Below are 16,520 nucleotides of genomic sequence, written 5' to 3' on the forward strand. Positions count from 1 at the left end.
CCTTTTGCAGTCGGCTGAACTGGCTGTTTTACACGCAAGCGGGGCGCATTGAAAGGCATCGCTCAGCCGATCAGGGCCAAAGCCTGCACCAGGCTCAAGGGGCGCTTCATGCGCTGGGACAGCGTCGCCATGGCATCGGAATAGCCTTTGGCAATGACCGCCTCGACCTGTTCATCGACACATTGCAGGGCGATGAAGTCGCCTTGCTCCGGCGCGCCGACGAATTCGATACGGTTCCAGTCCCGCGCATGCCCCAATACCTCATAGGTGCGGCCGTGCTGGTAGGTCCAGAAGAATGGCACGTCGGCGTAGCGGCGCTGTTCGCCGAGCATGTTGGCAGCGGCAATCACCCCGTGCTGCTGGGCCAGGCGCCAGTGTTCGATACGCACCGGGCGCCCGCTGAGCGGGAAGGTGGCGATATCGCCCGCAGCCCACAGGCCCTCTGCGGCACGCATTTCGGCATCCACTTGCAGCGACTTGTCGGCACCCAGCCGCACACCCTGAAGGAACGCGGTGGCTGGCCTTACCCCGGTACCCAGCAGCACCAGGGGCGTCTGCAAGCGTTCGCCATTGGCCAGCAACACCGCCTCGACCTTGCCTTGGCCTTCGATGCGCTGGACTTCGGTGGGGCCATGGAAGACGACCCCTTTGCGCTCATGCAGCTCGCGAACAGTGCGGCCGATCCGTTCACCCAGCTGGCGGGCCAGGGGCAGCTGATGGCGGGTAACCAGGTGCACCTGCACGCCATACTTGCGCAACGCCGAGGCCGCTTCCAGGCCGATGAAACCGTCGCCGACGACAACCGCCGGCTGGCCGGGCTCGGCAGCGTCAAGCAACCGCGCGGCATCCTCCCGCGAGCGCAGGGTGAACACCCCGGGCAGCTCGACGCCCGGGATATCCGGCCGCTGCGCCTTGCCACCGGTGGCCAGCAGGCAGGCGTCATAGTCGATCTGCTGGCCGTCGGCCAGGGTCACCTGGCGCTTCTCGCTGTCCAGCAGGCGCACCTTGCCATGCTTGCGTTCCAGCCGGCCCTTGCGCAGGACGCCGGCGCCGAGCAGGGCGGGCACTTCGTCGGGCGACATCTGCCCGGCGATCACGAATTTGCTGAGTGAGGTACGGTCGTAGGCGGGCTGGCGTTCCTGGTCGATCCAGACCAGGCGGCCGGCGAAGCCATGCGCCAGCAGGGTCGCGACTGCGGCGCTGCCGGCAGCACCGGCGCCGACCACCACGAAGCAGCGGGCGTCGCTGTGCCGGGGTGGTTCGATGGCGGGCAAGGCCTGGTCATCGACCCACACCTGGTCGCCTTCGACCCAGGCCTTGTAGCGGCGCAGGTCGGTCAAGGCCGGCGGCTCGCACAGCGCGCCTTCGTCGACGGCGAACGCGGCCTTGTGCCAAGGGCAGACCAGCAGGCCGCCACACACCACGCCTTCATCGAGCGGAGCGCCTGCATGGGGGCAACTGCCTTGGTAGGCGTGCACCTGGTCGCCTTGGCGGATCAGGATGAGCTCTTCGCTGCCGGCCTGCACGCGCAGGGGGCGGTGTTCGTCAAGTTGGGCCAGGCTGGCCACGGCGTGCTGGGTCATCGGCGTTCTCCTGAGGGCCTTGCAACCATTTGACGCCTGGGCTGGAGCAGGGATGCGTCGGGCTGACGATCGGAGAGGCACGCCACTGCTGGCGTCGGCTCGAAGCCGTGTGCAGGAGCGGATTTATCCGCGAAGCAGGCAGCGCACGCGATGGCGTGCACCGGCTGAAGCCGCTCCTACAGGTACGGCGAGCATTCGAAACCGTGCAGGAGCGGGTTTACCCAAGAAGGGTTCAACTGGCCCGTGCTGTGTCCAGCGCCCCGGCGCGCGTCACGCGCAAGGCCACCAGGCTACCGAGCACGATCAACGCCGCCAGCGAATACAGCGCGGCATCGGTGGAGCCGGTCTGGTCCTTGATGAAGCCGACCAGGTATGGGCTGAGGAAGCCGGCCATCTGCCCCACCGAGTTGATGATCGCCAGGCCGGCAACGGCCGCGCTGGCGCTGAGCAGCGCGGTCGGCATCGGCCAGAACATCGGCAGGCCGGTGAGGGCGCCCATGGTGGCGATCGACAGGCCGAGGATGGCGATGGCCGGGTTGCTGGCGAAGTTCACCGCGATCAGCAGGCCGGTGGCGCCCATCAGCATCGGCACCACCAAATGCCAGCGACGTTCGTTGCGCAGGTCGGCCGAGCGCCCGCAGAGGATCATGAACACCCCGGCCAGCAAGTACGGGATGGCACTGAGCCAGCCGATCAGCAACGGGTTGTCGAAGCCCATGTTTTTGATGATCGACGGCAGCCAGAAGTTGATCGCGTATACACCGCTCTGGATGCAGAAGTAGACGAAGCCGAAGGTCCAGATCAACCGGTTGCCCAGCACGGCGAGCAGACCGTCGCCGGTGGTGCCCGGCTTGTGGTCGGCGTCGGCCTGCAGGTCGGCGGCGATCAGTTGGCGTTCTGCCGGGCTCAGCCAGCTGGCTTTGTGGTAGCCATCACTGAGCAGGAACACCGCCAGCACACCCAGCGCAACCGTTGGCAGGCCCTGGATCAGGAACATCCATTGCCAGCCGGCCAGGCCGTGCTGGCCGGCCGCGAAGTGCTCGAGGATCCAGCCCGAGAACGGCCCGCCGAGCAGGCCGGATACCGGGATCGCCGACATGAACAGGGCCATGATGCGGCCGCGGCGGGCCGCCGGGAACCAGCGCGACAGGTACAGCACCACGCCGGGGAAAAAGCCGGCTTCGGCGGCGCCGGTCAGCAGGCGCAATGCGTAGAACTCGGCAGGTGTGGTAACGAACAGCAGGCAGGTGGACAGGCTGCCCCAGGCAATCATCATCAGCGCGATCCAGCGCCGCGGACCGAAGCGGTTGAGCGCCAGGTTGCTCGGCAGGCCGCAGAGTACGTAGCCGATGAAGAAGATGCCGGCGCCAAGGCCGTACACCGTTTCGCTGAATTGCAGCGCGTCGAGCATCTGCAGCTTGGCGAAGCCGACGTTGACGCGGTCCAGGTAGTTGAACAGGTAGCAGATGAAAATGAACGGAATCAGCCGCAGGGTGATGCGCCGGTACAGCGCATTGCGGTGAGTGTCCGTGCCTTGGTCAGGGGCGGGGCTGTATGCCATGATCGGGTTCTCTGTTGTTATGGTTGTCGCCGCGTCGCCTGTTCCGGCGCTCGCCCTGACGAGTCTCGGGGACGGCGGCGTGCCTGTCTTTGTGCTTTTGCACAGCGCTTGCGCCGCACTGCTGTGCCCCAGCCCAAAAGCCTAACACTGCAAGGACCCTTGAATGTTCGAACTCGACCATGACCTGGCACAGGATATCGTTGACCGGGCGATGGCCATCCTGCCGTGCAACGTCAATGTGATGGACAGCCAGGGCTTGATCCTTGGCAGCGGCGAACCGGAGCGTATCAACACCCGTCACGAGGGCGCGCAACTGGTGCTGGCCAACGGCCGGATCGTCGAACTGGATACTGACGCGGCCAAATGCCTGAAGGGCGTGCAGCCGGGGGTGAACCTGCCGCTGATGCTCGATGGCCGTCTGATGGGCGTGCTTGGCTTGACCGGCGACCCGCAACAGTTGCGCACTTACGGCGAGCTGGTGCGCATGACCGCCGAAATGCTGCTGGCCCAGCGTCATTTGCAAGCCGACCAGCAATGGCGGCGGCAGCGCTGCGACGACTTGCTGGCGCTGCTGCTGGGCGGCAGCGGTGACTCGCCCCGGCTGCTTGACGAAGCCCGGCAGCTGGGGCTCAAACCCCAGCTGCCACGTGTGCCCTGCCTGTTCGAACTGGCATCGGGGGCGCCTGGCGAGGCGTTGGCCGCATGGCTGACCAGCCGCTACCCGGACAGCTGGTGCGTCAGCCCGGCCCGCCAGTCGTTGCTGTGGTGCCGCCCCGCCGGGGTGGCGCTCGACGAGCCGCGCCTGCTGGAGCGCCTGGAACGCCATGGCTGGGTGGTCGAGCGTCTGGCTCTGGGCAGCGCCGCACAAAGCCTGGAGCAACTGCGCCGGGGCTACCGCCGGGTGCGTGACCTGCTGGCCTATGGGCGCGAGGTGGTACCTGGCGAGCGCCTGCTCAGCCTGCAGCGCTACCGGTTGCCAGCGCTGTTGTGGCGGCACCGCAACGATGATGCGCTGGCTGAATTGCTGGAGCCGCTGCAGCGTATCCGTGCCAAGGACGGCAACGGCCAGTTGCTCACCACCCTGCGCGCCTGGTGTGCCCATGACGGCCAGAGCCAGGCCTGTGCCGACGCGCTGGGCATTCACCGCAACAGCCTGCGCTACCGCCTGGAGCGCATCGCCGAGTTGGCTGAAGTGGACCCGCTGCGCATGGAGGGTATGCTCAGCTTGTACCTGGGTTTGCAGTTGCTGCCTGCCGACTGACCGCTGGCCGCTCCTGGCAAAAAGCCTGCTCCGGGTCCGAAGGCATTTGCCCAAACAACCCGTCCCAGGTTTTGTGCAAGCGACCGAGGCCAGCGTGGCGGCCACCTGTCAGCATGCCGCTGATCAGGACAGGAGAATCCCCATGAAGATCGTCATCGCCCCCGACTCGTTCAAGGACAGCCTCGACGCCGCCGGTGTCGCCCGCGCAATCGCCGCGGGCCTGGGCGAAGCCTGGCCGCAAGCCGAGCTGCTCGAGTGCCCGATGGCCGACGGTGGCGAAGGGACCATGCAGGCCATTCTTGCCGCCAGCCATGGCGAACTGCGCCAGCAGACCGTGCGTGGCCCGTTGGGGCAACGCATCGAAGCCGGCTGGGGCTGGTTGCCACAAAGCCGTACGGCAATCATCGAAATGGCCCAGGCCAGTGGCCTGCAACTGGTGCCGACCGGCCAGCGCGATGCCTGCCGCAGCAGCACCTGGGGCACCGGCGAACTGGTTGCCGCTGCCCTGGCCGCCGGCGCGCAACGGGTGGTGCTGGCTATCGGCGGCAGCGCCACCAACGATGCCGGCAGCGGCATGCTGCGGGCGCTGGGGCTGCGCCTGCTGGACGCTGACGGGCAGGCACTGGAAGAGGGCGGCCTGGCCCTGGCCAGGCTGGCTCGCATCGACGCCAGCGGCCTTGACCCGCGCCTGGCCGAGGTGCAGTTCGAAGTGGCAGCAGACGTCGACAACCCACTTTGTGGCGCCAACGGCGCTTCGGCGATCTTCGGCCCGCAGAAGGGGGCCAGCCCGCAACAGGTGCAGGCGCTGGACCAGGCTCTGGGACACTTTGCCAACCACTGTGCGCAACTGCTGGGCAAGGACGAGCGTGACTATCCTGGCTGTGGCGCGGCCGGTGGCATGGGCTTCGCGGCCCGGGCGTTCATGGGGGCGCAGTTCCGCCCAGGGGTGGAAGTGGTGGCCGAGCTGGCCGGCCTGGAGCAACTGGTGCGGGACGCTGACCTGGTGATAACCGGCGAAGGACGTTTCGATGCCCAGACCCTGCGCGGCAAGACGCCACTGGGCGTGGCGCGGCTGGCCAAGCGCCATGGGGTGCCAGTGGTGGTGCTGGCCGGAACCTTGGGTGAAGGCTACCAGCAGCTGTACGCCCATGGCGTCGACGCTGCCTTTGCCCTGGCCGGCGGGCCGATGAGCCTGGAGCAGGCCTGTGCCGATGCTGCCGAACTGCTGCGGGCGCGCGCCTGTGATATCGGCCGCTTGTGGCGCCGTGCAAGGCAGAGCTGACCGCGCGATACAGGCACGCTCGCTCCGACATGGCGCCGGCGAAGGCGGTCGCCAGCAACTTCAGGGTAGCAGCGTCTGGGCCTGGCTGGCCGGAAGCACGGCCAGCTCGCCAAAGCGCTGCGCCGCGTCGATGTAGCGCAAGGCTGACTTGGCGTCCTTCCAGCCCACGTAGCTCATCAACGCTTTCAGTTCCCAGCCGTTGGCCGTTGCCCAGGTGGCGAAGCCACGGCGCAACGAATGACCGGTGTACAGCGCCGCCGGCACTCCGGCGCGTTCAAGCATGCGCCGCAGCAGGCCGACCAGGCTGTTGCTGTTGAGTGCGGTTTCGCTCAGGTTGCCCCAGCGGTCGAGCTTGCGGAACACCGGCCCGTGGGCGATGCCGGCCACCTCCAGCCATTGCAGATAGGCCGTCACCGGGCACAGTGCCTTCAGCGCCGGGGTGCGGTGTTGCACGCCCAGCGCTTCCCGGTCGCCCTTGCTGCGCGGCAGGAACAGGGTGATGCCGACACCGGCCTGGGCCTGGATGTGCTCGACGCGCAGCCGCGCCAGTTCATCGCCACGAAAACCGCGCCAGAAGCCCAGCAACAGCAAGGCCGCGTCGCGGCGGGCCCGACGCAGGGCGGCCAGGTCATGCCGTTCCCGGGCCTGGTGGGCCTCCGCTTCGAAGTACTGCACGGCGCTTTGCAGGTGCTGCAGCAACAACGGCGCGGCCTGCCTGGGCGGGTTCGGGTGCAAGGAGCGGATGCCGCGCAGCACCTGGCGTACCAATGGGGCCTTGGTCGGGTCGGGGAAGCCTTGGGCAACGTGCCACTGGCTGAGCGCGGCGAGCCGTTGGCGCAGGGTGCTGACGGCATGCTGTTCGGCGTGGTCGGCCAGATAACGGGCGATGGTCTCGGCCGTGGCCGGGAGGAAGCCGCCCCAGTGGGTTTCGAAGTGCTCGATGGCGGCCTGGTAGCTGCGCCGGGTGTTGTCACGGGTGGCGGCGCGCAGGTAGCGCTCGATGTCGGTCATGGTGCGAGGGTCGGTTGGCGATGGACACCACGATAAACCGAAACGCCGTGCCTGTCCTGCGCTGCAGGCACCGGCATCACACGCAAGCCTGGGCCCCGCTGCGCTTGAACGGCGGGTAGTCACGCAGCTGCGTTGGCGACAACGGCCGACTGAAGTGGTAGCCCTGGGCAATATCGCAGCCGGCCAGCTTCAGGCACACCACCTGTTCACGGGTTTCCACACCCTCGGCCACCACCTCCAGGCCCAGGCGCTTGGCGAGGATGATGGTAGAGGACACGATCGGGCTGTCGTCATGGCTGTTGGACAGCGGCGCGATCAGCGAGCGGTCGATCTTCAGCTTGCTCAACGGTAGCGTGTGCAGGTGGGCAAAGCCGGCATAACCACGGCCGAAGTCGTCCAGGCTGATACCGAGGCCGGCACTGCGCAGGCAGTGCAGGTGCGCCACTGCCGTGCCTTCGGGGTCGAGAATGGTGGTTTCGGTAATTTCCAGCTCCAGCCGCTGTGGGGCGATGCCGTACTGCTGCAACTGGTCCAGCAGCTGGGCCGCAAAGCCCGCCTGACGCAGTTGCAGGGCGGATACGTTCACCGCCAGCCGCGTCTCGCCGCCGCGCGCGGCCCAACCTGCCAAGGCTTCGCAGGCCAGGCGCAGCACCTCCCAGCCCAGCTCGACAATGAAACCGCTGCGCTCGGCCAGGCCGATGAAGCGGTCCGGGTAGAGCAGGCCGAACTCGGGGTGGTCCCAGCGCACCAACGCTTCGTAGCCCAGCACCTGCTGGGTGTCGAGACGAATCTGCGGTTGGTAGTGCAGCACGAACTGGCGCTCGGCCAAAGCGCTGCCAAAGGCCTGTTCCAGGGTGAAGGCCTGGATATCGGCCAGGTTCAGTGACGGGTCGAAAAAGCGGTACTGGGCGCGCCCGGCCTGCTTTGCCGAGTACATCGCCGCGTCGGCGCTACGGATCAGGCTGTCGATGTCCTGGCCATCGCGCGGGCAGATGCTGACGCCAACGCTGGGGCTGGTATTGACCTCCTGGCCATCCAGGGCGTAAGTGGCCGAGAGTTTCTGCACCAGTTCACGAACCCAGGCATTGATCTGCGCTTCACTGCGTTCGCCGGCCAGCAGCACCACGAACTCGTCGCCACCAAAGCGCGACGCTTCGTCGCCAGGCTCCAGCAGGCGCTGGATGCGCCCGGCCACGGCTTGCAGCAGCAGGTCACCGACCTTGTGCCCCAGCGAGTCGTTGATCGATTTGAAACGGTCCATGTCGATGAACAGAATCGCCATCAGCCGGCGCCTGCCGCGCTGACGAGTCAGCACCTGACCGGCCACCTCGACGAACTGGCGGCGGTTGTGCAAGCCACTGAGGTGGTCGGTGGCGGCGGCGTGGCTGCTGCGCCGGTGCTCGTCCTCGAGGCGCTCGATCAGTTGCCGGTTGACCTGCTGGGCTTGCTCCAGCGCACTGAAGGCCTCCTGGCGCTTGCGCAGCAGGCGCAAGGTCCACAGCAGGCTGGCGAGAATCATCAGGGTCATGCCCAGGGTGAGCCAGAACTGCCGGGCGTCGGCCCGCGTGGCAGGCGCCAGGATCTCGTCCTGGCGCTGGCTGACCACGATGCTGAAACCCCGCTCGGGTACGCGCCGGAACAGGCTCTGGTACGGGACGCCGGTCGCGTATTGGGTGAGCATGCCGGCCTCGCTGGTGTTACCTGGCAGCCCTGGCTGCAGCGCGTCATCGGGCACGATCACGCCACTGGTGTCGATGCGCAGCCGCTCCAGGCCATCGCCCTGCAGCAGGCGCACCAGCCCGCTGCCGCTCAGGTCGATGTGCTGCAGCAGCCGCGCCAGGTAGCCGCTGTCCAGCTGCACCACCAGGATGGTGTCGATTGCATCACCTTGCAGGTTGGTCAGCGGCAGCACGAAGGAAAGCCGCCAGTCGGGCGCGGTGGCCGGCTGGCTGGGGGCCTGCACGCTGGGCAGGAGCGGCTTGAAACCGTGCTCGGCGACGTGTTGTTGCAGCTGCTGCAACCAGCCTTGGGGCAGCTCGGCGGCGACGTCGGCATGGCTGGCCGATAGCAGCCGGCCTTGGCGGTCGTACAGGCCCATGCGCTCGAATACCGGGTCTTCGCCAAGCCGCTTCGCCAGGCCTGAATTGCCCAGGCGCAGCGTCTTCATGTCGTCCTGGGTGGCCCGAGCAACAGCCTGGGCGCGGTCGACCAGCTGGCGCAGGCTTTCGCCAACGAGGCTGGCCAGGTTCAGGTGCTCGGCAGCCTTGGCCGCCAAGGCGTCCTGCCTTGCGCTAGCCTTCTGTGCAAGGTGCAACCCCCAGAGAAAGGCCAAGGTTGCGGCGCAGAGCATGAGAATCAGCAGCCGCAGTAGGCTGGCGGAGGAAAGCGAACGGCGAATCACTGCTGACAGTTCCCGACCCTGGGTAATGGCCTGAAAATACGACAGTAAGGTGACAACTTCATGACTGATGGCCAATAGCCTTTAAGGAGTTCCCTTATCCGCCAGTGGAGCCTGCAGGCGCGCGGTTTCCTCCTCCATGTAACGCATCAACGCACCGACTTCGCCATCGCTGAGGCGCAGGTTGGGCATGGCCAGGCGGTTGTACTGTTCATACAGCAGCATGGCCAGGGGGTCTTTCTGCGCCAGCATCTGGTCGGGCTCCTTGAGCCAGCGGGCCAGCCATTCGGCGTCACGCTGGCGGGTAACGCCCAGCAGGTCGGGGCCGATTCCGCGCTGCCCCGGCTCGCTGTTACCCAAGGTATGGCAGGACGAGCAACGCGTACGGAACAACTGCTCGCCACTGCTGAGCGGGCGAATCTCCGGCGCCTGGGCGTAGTCCAGCGGCTTGGCGATGGCCTGCTTCCAGTTGTGCAGGCTGTTGCCCAGGCGGTCAGCGAGGATGTACGGGCTTTCAAAAGGCGAAGCCTTCATCCAGCGGCCACTGGCCTGGTTGCCAATGATCAGGCTCAGGTTGTGATCCTTGGAGCGGCCGTTTTCCAGGCCTTCGATATACAGGCCCAGGCTGCGGCGCAATTGTTCGATGTCGGCCGGTTCGCCGGTGAGCAGCGTCCAGCCGGGGCCGATGCCGAACTTTTCGGCGTAGCGCTTGAGGGTAGCGGGGGTGTCGTTGAAGGGGTCGATGCTGATGGAGTAGAAAAAGATGTCCTGGCCCACCCGGTCACCGAGGATCTTCTGCACCTGGCGCAGGCGTGCGGTTTCGACCGGGCAGGAGTCGGAGCAGCCGGTAAAGATGAAATTGATGGCGACCACTTTGTCCTTGATCAGGTCGTCGAAGAAATACACTTTCTCGCCGTCCTGGGTCAGCAACGGAATGTTGGGGAAATAGTCGGCCCCCCAGGGCGATGCAGTTTGTGCTGCGTTGGGCTGTTGCGGCTGTAGCGGCCAGAAGGGAATGCTGGCCGCGAACAGCGAGAGCACGAGCAGAATGCGCCATGTGCCGGACATGATACGGTCCTCCGGTTACCGGTAGCCCGGCTGCAAATCACTTGTACCTGACCGGCGCTGTCACACTCTGCCCGAGTGTCGACTTCACGGTCACCGTCGCTGGCGTGGCCGGGCCATAGCCACTGGTGGTCACCAGCAACCGCCAGGTGGCCCCGCTGCCGCTGGCCGTCATGCTGGCGACGCCCAGGTTCAACGGGCCGGCGGTGGTGGCTGCGGTCACGCTGATGCTGTTGCCTGCAGCCACCGTGGTGGTCCCGGTGACCTCCCAGGTAAACTGGTTGGCGCTGAGCACCTGCACCGTAGCGCTGGTCACCTGGATCTGGTCCATCACCGCAGCCGGGCTGACCGCGATGCTGACCGTGGCCGGGGCCACGGATTCGGCACCCTTGGCGTCGCGGGCCGTGTAGTTGAAACGGGCGGTGAACGGCGTCGTCACGCTGGCCGGTGGGGTGTACACCACCTTGGTGGCATCGGTACTGGTACTGCCCTGGCCGGAGTCCGGCTGGCTGAGGCCGACAACTGTCAACGGCAGGTTGTTTTCCGGGTCGGTGTCGTTGGCCAGCACGCTCAGGGTCAGCGGCTTGCCGGCAGTGGTCGCGGCGCTGTCGTTGGCTGCAACCGGCGGTTTGTTGTCCGGATCGTCGTCGCCCGTGTTGTTGGTGCGGAAGGTTGGCAGGCCAACCGAAGCCACGTATTCCACGCCGTCCCAGCCCGGTAAAGGTGTCGGCATGACCTGGAACTGGCCCGGGTGCTCGAGGTCCCAGCGCAGCAGCATCGAGGTGTCCTCATGCTGGGTATTGTGGCAATGCTCCAGGTAGGTACCGGCAAACTCGCGGAAGCGGATGGCCATTTCCACTTCCTCTGACGAGTCGGCCTCCGGGCCGATGCGGTACACGTCCTTGCGGGCCCATTTTTCCCACTCTGGCGGGGCCTTGCCGTCGCGGCTGAGAATCACGCCTTCCTCGAAGTGCACATGCACCGGGTGGCTCCAGCCATTGCCGCCGTTGATGATTTTCCACACTTCCAGGGTGCCGTCGCCGCTGAAACCAGCATCGGTGGACTGGTTGGCCAGTTGCGGCGCAGCAGTTATGCGGCGGGGGTCCATGCTGTAGCCGAAGCCGCCTTCGCTCTTGATCGTCCAGGGCTTGCTGTCGGTACCGTCGGAGCGCCCGAAGATGAATTCGCGGTGGCGGGCATCCTTGAGCTTGGCCAGGTCGGTAGCCGAGTTGCGGTCAATCGTCAGCGGCAGCATCTTCATGCCCGCAGCCTTGCCTGGCTTGGCCGGCTCGTAGGCCGCCGGGTTCATGCTCAGGTCCTGGCCGCTGTAGGGCTGAACCACCAGCTGCAGGAATTTGCCGATCGCCGGGTCGCCGTTGTCCCACTGCGGGCCTTGGCTGGTCTGCTTGATCACCGCCTTGTACTTTTCCGACAGCACGTCGGCCAGCGCAATGGCGCCTTCCGGGCCTTTGCCGCTCTGGTGCTCCTGGAGATTGACGAAGTACAGCTTGTCGCCGACCTTGATGCCGTTCCTGGCGAAGTTGATGATGATGTCGTAGCGCTCGGCGATGGCCTGCAGCGGCAGGATGCCGTTGTTGTCCTGCAGGTTGCCGTCGCCGTTGAGGTCCATGCTGCCGTCGAACGGCACAGCATGTTCCATGATGTTGCCGTCATTGGCGATCATGTGGAACGGCACCCGTGCATACGACACGTTGGAGCCGACCGGGCCTTTGAATTCGCCACTGGTGCCGGCGATTTCGCGAACCACGGCAAACTTGAAGTAGCGCGACACCGAGCCGTTGAGGATACGGAAGCGATAGCTGCGCGCACGTACCTTGAGGGTGGGCCGGAACTGCCAGTTGACCAGGATCTGGTCGCCAAGGAAACCGTCGGTGTTGAACGGGTTGAACCACAGCTGGCCTTTGGCATCCCAGGCCTTGTCGGCGATCATCAGGTTGACGTCGTAGTCGCGGTTACCCCATGGCATGCCGGAACCGCTGGGGAAGCGCAGGTTCACGCCATCCTGCAAGGCTTCGTTGCCACGGTCCAGGGCACTGTAGTAGTTCATCATCACGGCGTTGCCCTTGTAGACGTTCTGCGCCGTGAAATCCATCATGTGGTCGTGGAACCAGTGGGTACTCATGGTTTCGCGCCAGTCACCGCGAATCTTGATGCTGCCGTTCTGGCAGGTTTTCAGGCCTGGGCTGGCATCGTTGACAAACAGGGTGTCGCCCGGCGAGCAGGGGAACGCCGCCCGTGGGTCCTGGGCGCGGGTGTTGATGGTGTCATACCCGGCCAGCTGCAACGGCCAACGGTAGTCGTAGTACTGGCCCGGGAAGAAGTACGCGTTGGCAAAACCGTCACTTTCAGCGGGTGAGTGGCCGTTGTGCTCGTGGGTGGAAATGGTGTGCAGGCCAAACCCGTTGTTCGCTGCAGGGTCGATGGGCAAGGCATTGTAGTGGCGCATCAGGATTGGCTGGCCGTAGCGCACCATCAGCAATTTGGGCGGGAACGTACCGTCGAAGGTCCACACCGACTTGTGGTTCTGCAGCGGCATTTTCGGGTGGAAGCGGGTGTCGATGCCGCGGGTGGTACCCTGCGTGTTCGGGATTTCGGAGGTCTGGTAATACAGGCCGCCCGGGGCGAACTCGCCAACGGCATAGTTGTGCAACTGTTTACGGTCGCGCAACCCGAGGTTGATGCGCGCACCAGCCTGGGCGGTCTTGAACCCCGCCTGCGGATAGAACTCGTTCCAGCGCTGGTGCGACCAGCCTTTTCCTGGTGGCCGGCCTTCGGCCGGCGAGCCGACAGGGTGCCGGTTGAGAAACATCTCGATCTGCGCCTTCCACGGGTTGCGGTCGAGCACGTTGGAATACTGGGTCGGAAACGGGTACAGGCCCGGTTGCTTGAGGAAGGCTTCCAGTGCGCTGCCGCTGGGGCCGCTACGGGCGACCACGTCCGGGTCCTGCGCCGGTGCGGCACCCAGGGTGGGTACAGGGAAGGTCAGGGGCGCAGGCGGCAGCGTGGGGTCGAGTTTTTCCGTGCCGAACTCTTCGAACAGGAGCAACTGCTGGGTAAACGGCAGCGCCCCGAACAAGGGGCTGGGTTTGCCGTTGGTGGGGTACTTGTTGGCAGTTTGCAGGGTCGGTGGCAATACATTGTTGGCGAGCACCGTGTTGCGATCGCCGTACGCGCCATTGGCCAACTCGAGCGAGCCCTGGTTGCCCTCTGGCATGCTGTAGAGGTCGAGCAAGGCCTGGGTCGGATCGGCTGGCTGGTCGGTATAGGCCGACGGGTCGGTCGGCGGGGGCATGCTGTTGTCATCCATGGGGGCGCCTACCGCCGTGGCCAACCCGAGGCCGAGCATCAGCGCAGTGACGGAGGAGAGCGGGAATACATGCCTGGAAGGGCGGGTCGCGACAGGTGTTTTCATTGGCTTGTGCCTCGCTCACGGCTTCGTGGCGTTTTGCTGGTTACCACGGCCCGAGCAACGCTTGTGCCAAGTGCCAGGAACATAACCGCTTGGCAATCAGGCCGTTGCGGCGTCCAGGGCGCGTGACCAGCCACGGCGTCAAAAACGGGGATAGCCCCCCACTCGCGGGTCACCCATTACCCAACGTCTGGGGCATGGCGCCTGACTGCTTCCAGACGCCATGTCTCGCTGGGCGGCAACGACACAACCCCGTCCTGCTTTGGTGCGCTTGCGCCTCAAATGAAGTCACGCGGCACACTTCCAATTCCCATGTTCTGCGCTTCAATGTGCACATTGCACATCGCTTGTAGTGCGACGCGCCTGCTCCGGGCAGCATGGCCGGCGCAGTAAAAGCGGCCTGCATCTTGCTCTCCCTGCTCCCGACTACAACCTGGAGCCCCGTGCAATGAGCTCATCCAGCGAATTTCCGCTCAGCGAAGCCCCGCAGTCCGCCCGCAAGGGCCTGCTGCCGATCGCGATGGTCCTGTTCAGCTTCACTTTCTTTACCGGCACGATGTTCGCCGGCGGCAAGCTCGGCATGGCCTTCAATTTTGTCGACATGTTATGGGTAGCCGCCATCGGCAACAGCCTGCTGGCCCTGTATGCCGCAGCCCTGGCGTTCATCGCCTCGCGCAGCGGATTGAACACCGTGCTGATGGGGCGCTTCTGCTTCGGCGAGGCGGGTAGCCGGCTTTCCGACTTCCTGCTGGGTTTCGCCGAACTGGGCTGGTATGCCTGGGGTACGGCCACGGTGGCCATCGTGCTGGTCCGGCTGCTGGGGCTGGCGGAGGGCGTCAGCATGCCGCTGATGGTGCTGTTCGGCCTGGGCTTCAGCATGACGGCCATCATCGGTTTCAAGGGGCTGGATGTGCTGTCGCGGGTGTCGGTGCCGCTGATGTTCGTGCTGCTGTTGGTGTCGATGTACATCGCCACCCGCGATGCCGGTGGCCTTGCCGGCCTGGCCGCGGTGCTACCGCACGAGACCATGACCTTTTCGGCTGCTGTGACCATGGTCTTCGGCACCTTCGCCAGTGGGGCCACACAGGCAACCAACTGGACTCGGCTGGCGCGTAGCGGCCGGGTGGCGGTCATTGCCAGCGTGGTGGCATTCCTGCTGGGCAACGGCTTGATGGTGGTGGCCGGAGCCTGGTGCGCGATGGTCTACCAGCAGGCCGATATCGTCGAGGTGATGATGCTGCAGGGCCTGTCGTTCGCGGCGGTGGTCATGCTGTGCCTGAACCTGTGGACCATCCAGGGGCCGACCATCTACAACGTCTCGGCCGCCGCCTGCCACCTGCTGCGCAGCGAGCGTCGGCGCAGCGCAACGCTGGCGGCAGCCGGGGTCGGGATTGTGCTGGCGATCGGCGGCATGTACGAAATGCTGATCCCGTTCCTGGTGCTGCTGGGCTCGATCATTCCGCCGGTGGGTGGGGTGATCATGGCCGATTTCTGGTATCGCCATCGCGGCAGGTTCCCGGCACTGGGCACGGCAAGCCTGCCGCGCTACAACCTGACCGGGCTGGTGGCCTATGCCGTGGGCGCGGCACTGGCCTGCACCTCGCCGTGGATCGCCCCACTGGTCGGTATTGGCGCCTCGGCCCTGTGCTACATCGTCCTCGTCGAGCTGGGCGCACGGCGCCGGGCACCAGGCCAGGCAGGCACCGAGCCGTGAGCCTGGCGCTGGAGCAGATCCTGCAGTTGCCCGGCCTGCACGAACTGCGCGTGCTGGCCGGGGCGCGCAACCTGTACCGGCGGGTGCGCTGGCCTTATGTGGCAGAGAACGAAGGCATCGCCGAATGGGTAATGGGGGGTGAACTGGTGTTTGTCACCGGAATAAACCATCCACGCGGCGAGGCCAACCTGCTGAGCCTGATGGAGGATGGTGAGGCTGTGGGCATTGCCGGAATGGTGATTCTAACCGGCGGCAGCTTCATACGCAGCATCCCGCCCGCCGTTATTGCCCGTGCCGAGCAGCTGGGCTTGCCGCTGATCGAGCAGCCGTACGCACTGAAGATGGTGGTGGTCACCCACCTGATCGGTACGGCGCTGGTGCAGATGAGCCAGGCCCGGCGCTCGCGCAATGACATCCTCGGCCAGCTACTCACCGGTGACTACCCGAGCCTGGCGATTGCCCGGCAGCGGGCAGCGCACCTGCAATTGGCGCTGGATGCACCGCGGCGCGTGCTGGCAGTACGCCTGACAGGCGTGGACGGCGTGTTCGAGCGGCACGGGCTGGCCCGCGGCGAGCGGACCTGGCAAGCGACCCGCCAGGCCCTGGAGGACCAGCTCGATGCCTGGTGCCGGCAACGCCCGGGCAGCGTCAGCGCGCAATTACCTGGCGACCTGTTCGTGGTGTTGCTGGCCGACACGCACGACCTGCCCGATATATTGGCGGCGTTGTACCGGCAGTTGCGCGCCGCGACCGGTGAACTGGGCCTGCACATGGGCCTGTCGAGCCTCGCCGACGATTGCGCCCACTACCGCCAGGCCCTCAACGAGGCGCGCCAGGCACTGGATGTGGCGCAGCACTTGCGCCCGGCCAATGGCTACTGCAATTTCAGCGAACTGGGCGTACTGCGCCTGCTGCAAGGTATTCTCGACCGCTCGCTGATCGATGACTTCGTCAGCCGCACCCTCGGGCCGCTGATTGCCCCGGGGCGCAAGCACGCCCATGCGCTGGTGCACACCCTGGATGCCTTGCTCATGGAAAACGGCAACGCGCTCAGGGCCGCGCAGCGCCTGGGGCTGCATCGCAATACCATCAATCAGCGCATTGTGCGCATCGAACAACTCAGCGGGCAGTCGCTCGACGACCCGCTTTTCCGCATGAATGCTTCGGTCGCCCTGTTGATCTGGCGTATGAGCGAAGACCACTGCAAGGAGTAAC

10 protein-coding genes are annotated in these 16,520 nt (G+C 65.8%); 4 read left to right on the plus strand and 6 right to left on the minus strand.

What is annotated here, in order from left to right; all coding sequences use genetic code 11:
- Window positions 1–62: 62 nt before the first annotated feature.
- Together ACVWZT_RS21365 and ACVWZT_RS21370 are read right to left on the minus strand one after the other, a co-directional pair.
- Window positions 63–1,583, minus strand: coding sequence for an FAD-dependent oxidoreductase (locus tag ACVWZT_RS21365; RefSeq protein WP_457471232.1), 1,521 nt, complete (start codon window positions 1,581–1,583; stop codon window positions 63–65).
- Between the two features lie 232 nt (window positions 1,584–1,815).
- Window positions 1,816–3,144, minus strand: coding sequence for an MFS transporter (locus ACVWZT_RS21370; RefSeq protein ID WP_457471233.1), 1,329 nt, complete (start codon window positions 3,142–3,144; stop codon window positions 1,816–1,818).
- A 163-nt stretch (window positions 3,145–3,307) separates the two neighbouring features.
- On the opposite strand from ACVWZT_RS21370, the gene ACVWZT_RS21375 reads away from it, so the two are divergent.
- Window positions 3,308–4,405, plus strand: a complete 1,098-nt coding sequence (locus ACVWZT_RS21375; protein WP_457471235.1) for a sugar diacid recognition domain-containing protein — start codon at window positions 3,308–3,310, stop codon at window positions 4,403–4,405.
- Window positions 4,406–4,547: 142 nt separating this feature from the next.
- A complete protein-coding gene (locus ACVWZT_RS21380; protein WP_457471236.1) occupies window positions 4,548–5,687 on the plus strand; it encodes a glycerate kinase in 1,140 nt (379 codons plus the stop codon).
- A gap of 60 nt (window positions 5,688–5,747) precedes the next feature.
- Here the strand turns inward: ACVWZT_RS21380 and ACVWZT_RS21385 are convergent, their stop codons facing one another.
- From ACVWZT_RS21385 to ACVWZT_RS21400, 4 genes are all read right to left on the minus strand, one after another.
- Window positions 5,748–6,698, minus strand: coding sequence for a site-specific integrase (locus ACVWZT_RS21385; protein ID WP_457471238.1), 951 nt, complete (start codon window positions 6,696–6,698; stop codon window positions 5,748–5,750).
- Window positions 6,699–6,774: 76 nt separating this feature from the next.
- Window positions 6,775–9,099, minus strand: a complete 2,325-nt coding sequence (locus tag ACVWZT_RS21390) for a putative bifunctional diguanylate cyclase/phosphodiesterase (RefSeq protein ID WP_457471240.1) — start codon at window positions 9,097–9,099, stop codon at window positions 6,775–6,777.
- 81 nt (window positions 9,100–9,180) lie between these two features.
- Window positions 9,181–10,164 (minus strand): SCO family protein, encoded by a 984-nt coding sequence (locus ACVWZT_RS21395; RefSeq protein WP_457471241.1) that lies wholly within the window; start codon window positions 10,162–10,164, stop codon window positions 9,181–9,183.
- A 37-nt stretch (window positions 10,165–10,201) separates the two neighbouring features.
- On the minus strand, window positions 10,202–13,594 hold the full coding sequence (locus tag ACVWZT_RS21400; RefSeq protein ID WP_457471242.1) for an Ig-like domain-containing protein: 3,393 nt from the start codon (window positions 13,592–13,594) through the stop codon (window positions 10,202–10,204).
- Window positions 13,595–14,039: 445 nt separating this feature from the next.
- On the opposite strand from ACVWZT_RS21400, the gene codB reads away from it, so the two are divergent.
- Together codB and ACVWZT_RS21410 are read left to right on the plus strand one after the other, a co-directional pair.
- Window positions 14,040–15,305 carry a cytosine permease gene (gene codB, locus ACVWZT_RS21405; RefSeq protein WP_457471243.1) on the plus strand — a complete coding sequence of 422 codons (1,266 nt, stop codon included), beginning with the start codon at window positions 14,040–14,042 and terminating at the stop codon, window positions 15,303–15,305.
- A complete protein-coding gene (locus ACVWZT_RS21410) occupies window positions 15,302–16,519 on the plus strand; it encodes a PucR family transcriptional regulator (protein ID WP_457471245.1) in 1,218 nt (405 codons plus the stop codon). Before codB ends, ACVWZT_RS21410 begins: the two co-directional genes overlap by 4 nt.
- Window position 16,520 lies beyond the last annotated feature (1 nt).

It is taken from the genome of Pseudomonas sp. TE21394 (assembly GCF_054057835.1).

What these genes read in the sequence shown, in the direction of transcription:
- ACVWZT_RS21365 (WP_457471232.1), bottom strand. Translation starts at nt 1,583, where the DNA reads ATGACCCAGCACGCCGTGGCCAGCCTGGCCCAACTTGACGAACACCGC.
- ACVWZT_RS21370 (WP_457471233.1), bottom strand. Translation starts at nt 3,144, where the DNA reads ATGGCATACAGCCCCGCCCCTGACCAAGGCACGGACACTCACCGCAAT.
- ACVWZT_RS21375 (WP_457471235.1), top strand. Translation starts at nt 3,308, where the DNA reads ATGTTCGAACTCGACCATGACCTGGCACAGGATATCGTTGACCGGGCG.
- ACVWZT_RS21380 (WP_457471236.1), top strand. Translation starts at nt 4,548, where the DNA reads ATGAAGATCGTCATCGCCCCCGACTCGTTCAAGGACAGCCTCGACGCC.
- ACVWZT_RS21385 (WP_457471238.1), bottom strand. Translation starts at nt 6,698, where the DNA reads ATGACCGACATCGAGCGCTACCTGCGCGCCGCCACCCGTGACAACACC.
- ACVWZT_RS21395 (WP_457471241.1), bottom strand. Translation starts at nt 10,164, where the DNA reads ATGTCCGGCACATGGCGCATTCTGCTCGTGCTCTCGCTGTTCGCGGCC.
- ACVWZT_RS21400 (WP_457471242.1), bottom strand. Translation starts at nt 13,594, where the DNA reads ATGAAAACACCTGTCGCGACCCGCCCTTCCAGGCATGTATTCCCGCTC.
- codB (WP_457471243.1), top strand. Translation starts at nt 14,040, where the DNA reads ATGAGCTCATCCAGCGAATTTCCGCTCAGCGAAGCCCCGCAGTCCGCC.